Here is a 12,450-nt window from a genome sequence, read left to right on the forward strand (position 1 = left end):
CTGCTGCGCTGGAACTCTACCGAGATCAGCAGTCGGCCGGGGCCCGGCAAACAGCTACCTTCGGTGACCACAGACCGGCTTGCACAGCTGTCCACCAAGCAGCACCCGGTAAGGCATCGCTGCCGGTCGCAGGACCACAGGGCCAAGACCCAAGTGACCGTCCAGCTCCTGCCGCAGCTACTATCCGGTCTCCGTCCGGTCGGCGCCTCCCCGGAACTTCTGGGGTGGCGGCCTTCAGCTCGTCGAGGAAGAGGCAGTACGGTTCGTCGCGCGCGATGCTCTCCGGCAGGCAGAACACGGACCGCCCGTCGCGGATCTGCGGCACACCGATCATCTACTTCGGCACGTGGGAGAGTGAGCCCGCTCAGTTTGGGAGCGCCCACGGACCGCCCGCAGCCGATTATCGGGCGGGTCGGCCCACCAGGTCCGGCGCGCGCAGCATCTCCGGCGGGATGCCCCAGGCGTCGACGAAGTCGACCGCGAGGGGGCGGACCTTGCGGCAGAGGTCGTTCACCTCGCGGCTGATCGCCTTGGAGCGCTGGACGGTCAGCCGGCCGTGCTCCATGAACCAGGCCCGGTCCGCCTCGATCGTGGACAGGGCGAACAGGTCGCACAGCAGGCCCAGCGCGACCTTGTTGCCGCCCTCCGGCAGTGTGCGCACCTTGTCGACGAACGCCTCCAGCACCAGGCGCTCGACGTGTGCGTGGGCGACCGCGATGACGTGGTCCTGCACCTGCGAGAAGACGACGCCGGGATTGCGCTTCTGGTCGACCCCGCGCTTGAGCCGGCGGGCCACGCCGGCGAGCATGTGCTCCTCGCGGTAGCGGAGCATCGCGAGCTGGTACTCCGAGTCGAGCAGGCCGGCTTCCTGGTCCCACTCGTCGCCGCCGGGCAGCAGGTCACGGACCCGCTCGAGCAGCTTGTGGGCCGAGGTCTTCTCGATGACCGTCTCGACGGCGAGGCCGGTGACGTAGCGCACCATGCCGAGCTGGTCCAGGTCCTCGAACTCGGCCGCGTAATGGGTGAGCAGGCCCTTGGCCACGAGCTGCAGCAGGACGTGGTTGTCGCCCTCGAAGGTGGTGAAGATGTCGCTGTCGGCCTTGAGGGCGGCGAACCGGTTGACGGCGAGATAGCCGGCTCCGCCGCACGCCTCGCGGCACTCCTGGACGACCCGGGTGGCGTGCCAGGTGGCGAGCGCCTTGGTGCCGGCGGCCCGCGCCTCCAGTCGGCGCCGTCCCTGCGCGTCGTCCTTGATGCCGGAGAAGACCTCGTGCAGTTGCGTGCGCACGACGTCCTGCGCGAAGTGCAACGCGTACGTACGTGCGATGAGCGGCAGCAGACGACGCTGGTGCAGACCGTAGTCGAGGAGCAGTTGCTCCTCCGTGTCCGAGGCCGCTTCGAACTGGCGGCGCCGCACGGCGTACTTCGTGGCGATCGCGAGGGCGACCTTGGCGGCGTTGACCCCGGCGCCGCCCACGCTGACCCGGCCCTGCACCAGCGTGCCGAGCATGGTGAAGAAGCGTCGGTCGGGGTTCTCGATCGGGCTCTCGTAGACACCTTCGGCGGTGACGTCGGCGAACCGGTTGAGCAGCGCCTCACGCGGCACCCGTACGCCGTCGAACCAGATGCGTCCGTTGTCCACGCCGTTGAGGCCCATCTTGCGGCCGTCGTCCTCGATCCGGACGCCGGGCGCCACTTCGCCGCCGGCCCGGATCGGCACGACGAACGCGTGCACCCCCCGGGACTCCCCGCCGACCTCCAGCTGGGCGAAGACGACTGCCAGCTCGGCGTGGCGCGCCGCGTTGCCGATGTAGTCCTTGCGGGCATGGTCGCCGTCGGTGGTGATGACGAACTCCTGGCGGGCGGCGTCGTACGTCGCGCGGGTGCCGAGCGCCTGGACATTGGAGCCGTGCCCGGTCTCGGTCATCGCGAAGCATCCCATCAGCCGCCCGGTGATCAGGTCCGGCAGATAGGCGTCGTGGTGGCGTTCGGTGCCCAGCTGCAGGATCGCGCCGCCGAAGAGGCCGAACTGCACGCCGACCTTCACCAGCACCGAGAGGTCACCGAAGGCAAGCGTCTCGAACGCGGCGATCGAGGCCCCGATGTCGCCGCCCCCGCCGTACTTGCCCAGGAAGCCCATGCCGGTCTGGCCCGTCGCAGCCATCTCGACCACGAGCTCACGCACCCGCTCGCGAAACGCGTCGAAGCCGAGCTCGTCGGCCTCCTCGAGGACGGAGGCGTACGTCACAAGGTTGGTCCGGACGAGGTCGCGGATCTCGGCGTACTCGCCGTCGAGCACCTCTGTCAGCGCCTGGACGTCGATCTCGGGCTGCACGTAACCGCTCGGGTCGGTGGATGTGTTGTCAGTGGCCATGCCATTTCGCTACCCCGCCCCGACGCGATCAAGCGGTCGGCCCGCGCTCCCGGAGCCATACGAGGGAAGGATGGGGCTGCCGGCGCCCGCAGTGATGGCCGCCGACGGCGAAAGGCGAGGCGGTACTCTGAAACCGATGACCGGGCGCGCCCCCGTATGACCAGCACGCCACCGGTCGGCTTCCAGCTGACAAGGCAGCAGAACACCCGTGAGCTCCACGCTGATCCGCTTGATCGAGCCCTCCGACGGCGCCGTGCTCGCCGGGCTGCTCGCCCGGGACCGGCAGGCGTACGCGCGCTGGCTGCCCGCGAGGCCCGCGGAGTTCTACACGCCCGAGGGGCAGGCCCAGGTCATCGAGTCCCTTCTGCGTTCCCATGACCAGGGGCTCGCATGGCCCGGCGTCGTGGTCTCCGACGACACCGTCATCGGACAGGTGACCATCAGCTCGATCCTGCGCGGGCCGTTTCAGAAGGGCTTCCTCGGCTACTGGGTCTCTTCGCTTCACCATGGACTCGGTCACACGAGCCGTGCCGTCGGCCTCGCAGTGCGGATCGCCGAGGACAAGCTGAACCTGCATCGGCTGGAGGCGCACACCCAGCTGGAGAACCTCGCGTCCCAGTCGATTCTCCGCAAGCACGGATTCAACCCCTGGGGCATCGCCCACGAGCATTTCCACGCCGAAGGCGCATGGCGTGACGAAGTGTTCTGGGAGAGGAGACTGACCGGCGGACTCGCCCCTCAGCCGTAACGCCGTGACGACCGGGGGCGGCCGGGGTCCGGGGAGGGCACAACCGGCGCCGTCCCGCGCCGACTCGACGGACCTGTCACCCCTGCCCGTGAGACGACCGTAGCCGGAATCGGCCCAGGCCCGGGCGTCTGCGCCCGAACACGGCGCCCGACGCGCACCCTGGCGTCCGATCCCCGGCAGCCCCGTCCTCCCTTTTCACCGGCGCGCCACATCTTTTGATGAATCATCAGAAAGTTCAGGAGATTCGTACCGAACCTCTGGACAGTCCCCGGGGCCGCGCCCTAATCTCTCGGCGCATCGAGACATACGTTTCGCCCAGGTAACACCGCAGCCGATCGGCGTTCCCCCCGAACGCTCCTCACCTCACGAATCTCTCCACGTCTCTCCCCCCACGGCCGGGCCCCGCCCGTCACGAGGCACCGCGCGATCGCAGGCAAGCGGTCGTCGCGCACGCACCGTCTCAGCACCCCCGTCGGAACGGGGAAACCGGCCGGGTCTCCGACCCCGCCGTGAACGCAGTGGAAGGGAAGCGACATGAAGATTCGCACGTTCATCGCGACGGCCTCACTGGTGGCATCCGGGACCCTGGTGGCCTTCTCCGGCTCGGCCCAGGCCGCGCTCTACACCACCTGTGTCGGTGACGGCGGGGCCGTGACCGTCGGCAACGACCTCGTCGTACCGGCCGGGAAGTCCTGCACCCTCACCGGGACGAAGGTCAAGGGCACGGTGACGGTCGAGGCCGGAGCCGACCTCGTGGCGGCGGGTGCCACCTTCAACGGCGCGGTCACCGTCGAGGAGAACGCCTACCTCGATCTCACCGACACCACCGTGAAGGGCGCGCTCACCACCGAATCCGCCTTCGGCGCGCACCTGGAGAAGAGCAACCTCAAGGCGGTCGACGCCACGGAGGGATTCGTCTACGTGGTCGACTCGACGCTCGGCGGGAACGTCAGAACCGGCGCCGGCGAGCTGTACGTCTCCGGGAGCACACTCAGCGGCTCGCTGACGGGCGACGGCAACCAGTACAGCGATGTGTACGACTCCACCGTCAAGGGCGCGCTCACCGTCGACGGCAACACCCTCGGCGGCGTGTTCTGCGCCAGCGAGGTGTACGGCGCCGCGAAGTACGCGGGCAACGCGGACAACCTCCAGCTCGGCGGCGAGGGCCTGCTCGGCTCCTGCGCGGGCGCCTCGTACTTCGGCGGCAACCTCGCGGTCACCGACAACACCGCGAAGGCCGTGCTCGACAACGCGATCGTGCGCGGCGGGCTCACCGCGACCGGCAACGACCCCGTCCTGGTCGTGGGCGAACTGGCGCGGGTCCGTGGCGCCGTCACCGGCGAGACCGCCACCGCCGCCGCTTCCTCCTCCCGCTCGGCGAAGGAGGCTGCGCCGGAGGACCGGGGTGCCGACCTCGCCGAGAAGGCCGCCGCCCGCGCCGCCCAGGCGCGGGCCGACGCCCACGGGGCGGGCAGGTCCAGCCTCTGACGCCGAGCGGTACAGCCGGCGGCCCACGTGGTGGTCCGCCCGGCGGTACCGGCCGGCGGCCCGCCCCCGCCGCCGTACCTCCGCACAGCGCGGCGGCTCCCCTCCCGCCGTCGCCCACGCCCGATCCCCGGAACCCCGGGGGTCCACGTCGCCGGGCGCACAGACCCATTTGCGCCCCGACCCGTACGTCCTTCTCCTCAGTACCCAGGAGTGACCGTGAGTCATATCCGCAAGTCCTTCGACCGCAGGGACTTCCTGCGTGCCACCGTCGGCACCACCGTGGCCATCGCCGCAGCCTCCGTCACCGGGGCCGTGGCGACCTCGGCCGCCGCCGCACCGAGCGGTCTGTCCATCCCCAAGGACCGGATCGGCATCCAGCTCTACAGCATCCGCGACAAGGTCAGTGCGCTGGGCTTCGCCGTCGTCCTCCCCGAACTGGCCCGGATCGGCTACAAGGAGATCGAGTTCGCCGGATACACCCAGTCCACCTCCATCCTTGGCCGGCAGATCACTCTCCCGGAGATCCGCACGCTGCTCGACGACCACGGACTGCGGGCGGTCGGCAGCCACGTCGGCATCGGCAATCTGCGGACCAACCTGCAGGCCGAACTGGACGCCGCGCAGATACTCGGGATGCCCCACGTGGGCACCGCCAACGCACCCTCGAACGTCAACACCGTCGCGGGCTACCGCGCCGCCGCCGACGAGTTCAACGTCTGGGGCGCGGCGGCGACCGCGCGTGGTCTCAAGCTCTACCAGCACAACCACGCGGGAGAGTTCGCATTCGCCACCGACCAGCCGTCGGTCCGGCTGTACGACGTGTTCCTCAAGAACACCGACCCACGCCATGTCTACCTGGAGCTGGACATCTACTGGGCCTACGTGGGCCAGTACCGCTGGCCCGGATTCGACCCCGCCGCGTACGTGCGCAACCAGCCCTACCGCTACCCGCTGTTCCACATGAAGGACGGCGACGCCAACGCGGCGAACGTCAACGGCTTCGACATCGTCGAGTTCGGCGCCGGTGACCTCCCGTACGAGAGGTTCATCCGCGACATCGGGCCCCGTGCCTCGCACGTCGGCATCTGGGAGCAGGACACCGCGCCCAACACCCAGCCCAATCCGCCCGGTTCGCTCGGTGCGGCGGAGCGCAGCTTCACCGCGCTCGAAGGGCTCCTCGCCTGAACAGCGCCCACGGCAAGGGAGGCGCCTCCACGTGAGGCGCCTCCGTGTCCGCTCCTCACCGCCAGCGATCAAGGAGACGCATCACCGTGCACCGCACTCTGAGACGCCTGATCACAGGGGTTCTGCTCATGGCACTGCCCGCGCTGGGCGGTGTGGCGCTCGCGCCCGCCGCTCAGGCGCACCCCGGCCATGAACACGCCCTGGACTGGTCGAACTACGAGAAGGTCACCCTGACGAAGGACACCGGCGAGCCGATCGACCTCGCCGTGCTGCCCGACAACCGCGTCCTGCACACGGCCCGCAACGGCGACGTACGGCTCACCGACCCCGGCAGCGGCGTCACGAAGGTCGTCAACCACGTCGACGTGTACCAGAACTCCGAGATGGGGCTGCAGACCGTCACGCTCGACCCGGACTTCGCCACCAACAAGTGGGTCTACCTGTACTACTCGCCGCCGCTGAACACCCCGGCCGGCTCCGCACCGCTCCAACTGCCCGCCGGGCAGGACGACTCGTACTGGAAGCAGTGGGAGGGGTACGACACCCTGACCCGCTTCAAGTGGACCGGGGACAAGCTCGACCTCTCCACCGCACAGGAGATCATCCGGGTCGACAGCAACCGCGGCCAGTGCTGTCACGTGGCCGGTGACGTGGACTTCGACGGGGAGGGGAACCTCTACCTCGCGACCGGCGGCAACACCCCCGCGTCGGGCCCGAACGTCAACGGCTACACGCCGATCAACGACGCGGCCGGTTACAACCCCGGGCTCGACGAGCGCCGCGGGTCGGGCAGCACCAACGACCTGCGGGGCAAGATCCTGCGCATCCATGTGCAGGAGGACGGCAGTTACACCATCCCTGAAGGGAACCTCTTCGAGCCCGGCACGGACAGGACCCGTCCCGAGATCTTCGTGATGGGCCTGCGCAATCCCTTCCGGCTGGCGGTGGATCCCGAGACCGACGCCGTGATGTGGGGCGACTACGGCCCCGACGCCGGTACCGCCGACCCGAATCGCGGGCCGATGGGCTACGTCGAGTGGCAGACCACGACCAAGGCCCTGAACAGCGGCTGGCCGTACTGCACGGGTGACAACAGCAAGCCCTACCGGGACTTCGACTTCGCCACCCTCACGCCCGGCCCCGCCTTCGACTGCGCGGCGCCGGTCAACGACTCCCGCTGGAACACCGGCCTGACCGAGCTGCCCGCGGCCGCGCCGGCCACGCTCTGGTACGGCGACCGGGACACCGACCAGCCCTGGCCCGAGCTGACCGCCTTCCGCGGTCCCGGCGGCCCGGGTGGGCAGGCCCCGATGGGCGGCCCCGTCTACCACTACGACGCGGACAACCCCTCACCCGGCAAGTTCCCCGAGTACTGGGACGGCAAGGCGTTCTTCGCGGAGTTCTCCCAGGACTACGTCGCCGCGCTCACGCTCGACGGGCCGGACGGCCCCGTGAGCAAGCTGGAGAACCTCCTGCCCAACAGCGAGCGTTCGCAGAACGGCATCCCGCAGTGGGACAACCCGATGGACCTGGAGTTCGGTCCGGACGGCGCGCTCTACGTCCTCGACTACGGTGACGGCTTCTTCCGGCAGAATCCCGACGCCGGCCTCTACCGGATCGACTACGCCGAGGGCAACAAGGCACCCACCGCCGTGATCAAGGCCGACAGGACGTCCGGCCAGGCCCCTCTGAAGGTCTCGTTCGACGCCACCGGCTCCAGCGACCCGGAGAACGGCGACCTCACCTACCAGTGGGACCTCGACGGCGACGGCACCTTCGACGCCACCGGGCCCACGGCCACCCGTACGTATCCGGAGAACGGCCAGTTCCAGGCGCGGCTGAAGGTCTCCGACCCCCAGGGCAAGTCCGGCCTGTCGAGCCGTCAGATCACCGTGGGCAACACGGCGCCGACGGTACGGATCACCTCGCCCCCCGACGGCGGGTTCTTCAACTGGGGCGACGCCGTGCCGTACGGCATAGCCGTCGAGGACCCGGAGGACGGCACCACGCCCGACTGTGCCAAGGCGGCCTGGACGTTCGGTCTCGGGCACAACCAGCACGGGCACCCGGTCAACAGCGGCACCGGCTGCGCGGGCGGCGTCGTCACCCCGACCGACGCGGGGCACGGTGACACCGAGAACGTCTTCGGCGTGCTCGGAATCACCTACACCGACAAGGGTGCGGGCGGCGTTCCGCCGGCCACCGGCGACGCCCAGGTGGTGCTCAACCCGGCCCTCATGCAGGCCGAGCACTACGACTCGGCGGAGGGAGTCACGGTCACGGACGACACCACGGCGTCCGGGCAGCGCAAGCTGACCTCCTTCGACGCGGATGACTGGATCGCGTACGACCCGGTGTCGTTCGCCGGGATCACCGGGGTGCAGACCCGCGCGAGTGGCGCCGGCACTCTGGCGCTGCGCTGGGGCGCGGCCGACGCGGAGCCGTTCGCCACGGTGTCGGTTCCGGCCGGCGAGGGCTGGCAGACCGTCACCACCGCGCTTCCCGGGGGGCCTTCGGGGAGCGGGGAGGTCTTCGTCACCAGCTCGGGCGGTGTCGAGCTGGACTCACTGACCTTCCAGGGCGCGGGCGTCGCGGACCGGACCGCGCCCAAGGTCACCGCCACGCTCAACCCGCCCCGGCCCAACGGTGACGACGGCTGGTACACCGGCAACGTGTCGCTCGCTGTCTCGGCGACCGACAACGGGACGGTCGCGAGCCGTCAGTACTCGGTCGACGGAGGGACGACGTGGCAGTCGGCCAACGCGGCCGTCACGCTGTCCACCGAGGGCGCCACGACCGTCCGTTACCGGGCGACGGACAACGGCGGCAACGTCTCCGAGGTGCGTTCGCTCACCGTACGGATCGACCGCACCGGCCCCACGGTGGCGGTGAACGGTCTCGACACCGACGGCGTGTACGGGGATTCCGAGCGACCCACGCCGGTCTTCTCGGCGCAGGACGCGGTGTCCGGCGGGGCCACTGCGACGGCCACACTGGACGGCAGATCCGTCACCTCGGGCCAGGTGCTGGAGCTGTGGCGGCTGCCACTGGGGAGCCATGACCTCACGGTCAGGGCCCGGGACAAGGCCGGCAACACCACCACGAAGACCGTCACCTTCACGACCCGTACGTCCTACGCGGACATCCGCGGGCTGATCACCCGGCTGCGGGCCGACGGCCTGATCACGGCGCAGGGACAGCAGCGGCTCACCGTACGGCTCGCCCAGGCGGAGGCGCACGCCGATGCGGGCCGCACCGGTCAGGCCGCGGCCGTGCTGGAGTCGTTCGCCGGCTACACGTCCGACACCGCCCTCGTCCCGGACGGCGAGGCCGGCGCGGCACTGGCACGGAGCGCGCGGGCGTTGAAGGTAGGCGCCGCCGGCTGACGCCAGGAGGGACGGAGCTGCCCCGCTGTCACCGGCGGGGCAGTTCTGTGCCCGGTGCTTGCGAGAGGTGGGTGCTTCCAGGTGGCGGGGCGGGAGTTCCGTCAACAGTGCGGCAACTTTCTGCGTTCTATGAAAAAGTTGCCGGAAGTCGCCCGCGCCTCACTTTGCGGCGCGCGAGCGCGGACCCCGCCGGGCATCACGTTGCCGGGTCTCCGTGCCACGCCGCGACAACTCCCCAAGCTCTCCGAGGGCGTTCAGAGGAAGTGAGTCCGTGAACCTTCAGTACCGCGTGTTGAGTCTATTGCGTGACAACGGACCGCTGTCCCGCGCCCAACTCGCGGACCGGCTGGAGGTCCCACGCCCGCGGCTGCTCGGCGAACTCGACCGCATGGTCGCGGCCGGGCTCGTCCGCGAGGCCGGCCCCGCCGCGTCGCGCGGCGGGCGGCGCTCCACCCTCGTCCAGCTCGATCCCGGGGTGCGCTTCGCCGCCGTCGATCTGGGCGCCAGCTCCATCGACATCGAGATCACCGACGGCTCGCTGGCACCGGTGGCCTCCTGCTCCGAGCCGGCGGACATCCGCTCCGGGCCGGTCGCCGTGCTCGGGCGCGTCAGCGAACTCCTGCGAGCGCTGGCGGACGAAGGGCACTACGCGCGACTCGACGCGATCGGCATCGGACTGCCGGGGCCGGTCAGCTTCCGCGAGGGCATACCCGTCTCGCCGCCGATCATGGTGGGCTGGAACCGCTTCCCGGTACGCGACACCCTCGCCCGTGCGCACGGCTGTCCCGTCGTGGTCGACAACGACGTCAACGTGATGTCCCTCGGGGAGCAGCACAGCGGGGTCGCGAGGACCGTCGACCACCTGCTGTTCGTGAAGATCGGCAGTGGTATCGGATCCGGCATGCAGCACCACGGCCGCATCTACCGGGGCGCGGAGGGGTGTGCCGGCGACATCGGGCACGTCCAGGTCGAGGCCGAGGCAGACGGACCTGTCTGCTCCTGCGGGAACACCGGCTGCCTGGAGGCGTACTTCGGCGGGGTGGCGCTGTCCAGGGACGCAACGGAGGCCGCGAGGTCCGGGCAGTCACCCGCCCTTGCCGAACGGCTCGCCGAGCGGGGGGTCCTGACCGCCCGGGATGTCGGGGAGTGCGCGGACGGCGGCGACAGCACGAGCGTCGGCCTGATCCGGGCCGGGGGCCACCGGGTCGGACAGGTCCTCGCCACACTGGTCAGCTTCATGAACCCGTCGATGATCGTGATCGGCGGAGGACTGACCGGGCTGGGCTACCCCCTGCTCGCCGAGATCCGCAGCGTCGTGTACAAACGGTCGCTCCCCCTGGCCACCGGAAACCTGCCGATCGTCATGTCCGAACTCGGCCCTCGCGCGGGGGTGGTGGGAGCCGCGCTCCTGGCGAGCGAACTCGCCTACGGCGAGGTGTCGGTGGCCGGGGACGCCCGAGCGGCGGAGGCCGCCGGATAGGCGCCCCGGCCGGTTTTCCCCGCTCGATCAAGCCGCATTCCTCTGTTGCTTTTTGTACGTGGACGCGGGGCCCTCCGGCGCGCCGACGCTGAAGGACTACACCCGCCTGGCGCCGGAGAGCAGCCGGCACGAGGGCGTCGGCTTCGGCTGGGCGGGCAACACGCCCGATGCCACCGAAACCGGGCTGTTCGATGTCGTCCGCCGCGACTACGTACGGGACAGTGCCCCCACCGTGCTGCGGTTGAAGCTGCCCGCCGGACGCTTCACGGCACATCTGCTCACCGGCGACCGAACACGTTCAGCAGGACACTGATCGTCCGGTGGACGGTGCGGAGAGGGCCCGCAGTGAGCAGCTCGACGGCCGGGAGTTCACCTGGCTCCGGGTTCCGCTGGACGGTGGTCCCTCCGGACGCGAGGTGGACCTGGAACTGTCCGCGAAGGAGGACCAGACCTGGCATCTGAGCGCCTGCCTCGTCCTGGCGGACGAGGCGACCTGGGGGGACGGCAGGGGCCTGTTTCGAAAAGTTACGAGGTGAGGTTGGCGAATCCCGGGGAACAAGGGGCGACAGACGATGGGAGGTTGCCATGGATGGCAGAGATCTGGAACTTGGCGAGCTTCTGGCCGCCGCGGAGTCCGCGCCGCCCGGAGCGTCCGTCGGCGTGGTCGCGCACGATCTGCGCAAGCGCTTCGGGGCGGAGAGTGTGTCGTTCCTGTTCGTCGACCTCATGGGGGAGCGACTGCTACGCCTGACCGCGCCCGTCGAGGGTGACATGGCGGACGTTCCGGAACAGATCGGTCTGCAAGACAGCGTCTACGACACGGTTCTCCGCAGCCAGCGCCAGTACGTGGGGCCGGACGGCCAGGGCGGCCGGCGCGTGATCTCGCCGGTGAGCAACAGGGGCGACTGTATCGGTGTGCTGGAGGTGACACTGCAGTACGCCGACGAGGCGGTGCTCGGACAGATCAGCGACGCAGCCCACGCACTGGCTTACATCATCGTCACGGACCGCCGCTTCACCGACCTCTACCACGCCGGCCGGCGCACCACCCGGACCAGCCTGGCCGCCGAGATCCAGCATCAGCTGCTCCCTTCGGCCTCCTGCTGCGAGGCTCCCCAGTTCACGCTCGCCGCAGGTCTTGTCCCGGCCGACGACATCGGCGGCGACACCTACGACTACACCCTCGATCAGGACACGCTGCACCTGTCCATCACCGACGCCATGGGCCACGACACCGACTCCGCCCTGCTGGCCACATTGGTCACGGGCGCGCTGCGCGGCGCCCGCCGCACAGGCTGCGACGCGCTGCACCAGGCCCATCGCGCTCACGAGGCCCTGCTGAGCCACAGGCGTGGGCTGGCGACCGGACAGCTGCTGTGCGTCCGACTCGAGACGGGCACCTGCGAACTCGTCAACGCGGGGCACCCCTGGCCCCTTCGCCTGCGGGAGGATGCCACCGAGGCCGAGGAGGTCCAGCTCGCCGTCAACCTGCCGTTCGGCGTGGCGGCGCCCACCTCCTACCAGCTCCAGACGCTTCAGCTGCACCCCGGCGACCGCCTCGTCCTGCTCACCGACGGCATGCAGGAACGAGGGGCCGCGGCGGTCGATCTGGCCCACCTCGTGGGCGAGACCCGCGCCTCGCATCCCAGGGAGGCCGTCCGCGCCCTGACCACAGCGGTGCTGAATGCCTGCCGGGGCAACCTCAGGGACGACGCGACCGTCCTCATACTGGACTGGCACGGAACCGAGGAGACCGTTCGGCGAGGCACGCTCGCGGCGCACTGAGTCG

The 12,450-nt window shown here is 70.1% G+C and carries 9 protein-coding genes and 1 pseudogene; 8 read left to right on the forward strand and 2 right to left on the reverse strand.

Annotated features, from left to right (window positions below):
• Positions 1 to 214 precede the first annotated feature (214 nt).
• Positions 215 to 334: pseudogene (locus OG379_RS05090) on the reverse strand (MoxR family ATPase); the annotation flags it as partial.
• 66 nt (positions 335 to 400) lie between these two features.
• Positions 401 to 2,374 carry an acyl-CoA dehydrogenase gene (locus OG379_RS05095; protein WP_405659741.1) on the reverse strand — a complete coding sequence of 658 codons (1,974 nt, stop codon included), beginning with the start codon at positions 2,372 to 2,374 and terminating at the stop codon, positions 401 to 403.
• Between the two features lie 229 nt (positions 2,375 to 2,603).
• On the opposite strand from OG379_RS05095, the gene OG379_RS05100 reads away from it, so the two are divergent.
• The 8 genes from OG379_RS05100 (at position 2,604) to OG379_RS05135 (ending at position 12,446) form a co-directional block, all read left to right on the forward strand.
• Positions 2,604 to 3,122, forward strand: a complete 519-nt coding sequence (locus OG379_RS05100) for a GNAT family N-acetyltransferase (protein WP_405659743.1) — start codon at positions 2,604 to 2,606, stop codon at positions 3,120 to 3,122.
• Between the two features lie 534 nt (positions 3,123 to 3,656).
• Positions 3,657 to 4,610 carry a hypothetical protein gene (locus tag OG379_RS05105; RefSeq protein ID WP_405659745.1) on the forward strand — a complete coding sequence of 318 codons (954 nt, stop codon included), beginning with the start codon at positions 3,657 to 3,659 and terminating at the stop codon, positions 4,608 to 4,610.
• A gap of 216 nt (positions 4,611 to 4,826) precedes the next feature.
• On the forward strand, positions 4,827 to 5,795 hold the full coding sequence (locus tag OG379_RS05110) for a sugar phosphate isomerase/epimerase family protein (protein WP_405659747.1): 969 nt from the start codon (positions 4,827 to 4,829) through the stop codon (positions 5,793 to 5,795).
• An 86-nt stretch (positions 5,796 to 5,881) separates the two neighbouring features.
• A complete protein-coding gene (locus tag OG379_RS05115; RefSeq protein WP_405659749.1) occupies positions 5,882 to 9,181 on the forward strand; it encodes a PQQ-dependent sugar dehydrogenase in 3,300 nt (1,099 codons plus the stop codon).
• A 271-nt stretch (positions 9,182 to 9,452) separates the two neighbouring features.
• Positions 9,453 to 10,661, forward strand: a complete 1,209-nt coding sequence (locus OG379_RS05120) for an ROK family transcriptional regulator (protein ID WP_405659752.1) — start codon at positions 9,453 to 9,455, stop codon at positions 10,659 to 10,661.
• A gap of 58 nt (positions 10,662 to 10,719) precedes the next feature.
• On the forward strand, positions 10,720 to 10,974 hold the full coding sequence (locus OG379_RS05125) for a hypothetical protein (protein ID WP_405659754.1): 255 nt from the start codon (positions 10,720 to 10,722) through the stop codon (positions 10,972 to 10,974).
• Between the two features lie 7 nt (positions 10,975 to 10,981).
• Entirely contained in the window at positions 10,982 to 11,197 is a 216-nt protein-coding gene (locus tag OG379_RS05130; RefSeq protein ID WP_405659756.1) for a hypothetical protein, read from the forward strand.
• 49 nt (positions 11,198 to 11,246) lie between these two features.
• Entirely contained in the window at positions 11,247 to 12,446 is a 1,200-nt protein-coding gene (locus tag OG379_RS05135) for a PP2C family protein-serine/threonine phosphatase (protein WP_405659759.1), read from the forward strand.
• Positions 12,447 to 12,450 lie beyond the last annotated feature (4 nt).

It is taken from the genome of Streptomyces sp. NBC_01166 (assembly GCF_045039765.1).
GTDB lineage: Bacteria > Actinomycetota > Actinomycetes > Streptomycetales > Streptomycetaceae > Streptomyces.

Bases quoted from the DNA above. Each gene is read 5' to 3' on its own strand.
- OG379_RS05095 (WP_405659741.1), bottom strand. From the start codon at position 2,374: ATGGCCACTGACAACACATCCACCGACCCGAGCGGTTACGTGCAGCCC.
- OG379_RS05135 (WP_405659759.1), top strand. From the start codon at position 11,247: ATGGATGGCAGAGATCTGGAACTTGGCGAGCTTCTGGCCGCCGCGGAG.
- OG379_RS05105 (WP_405659745.1), top strand. From the start codon at position 3,657: ATGAAGATTCGCACGTTCATCGCGACGGCCTCACTGGTGGCATCCGGG.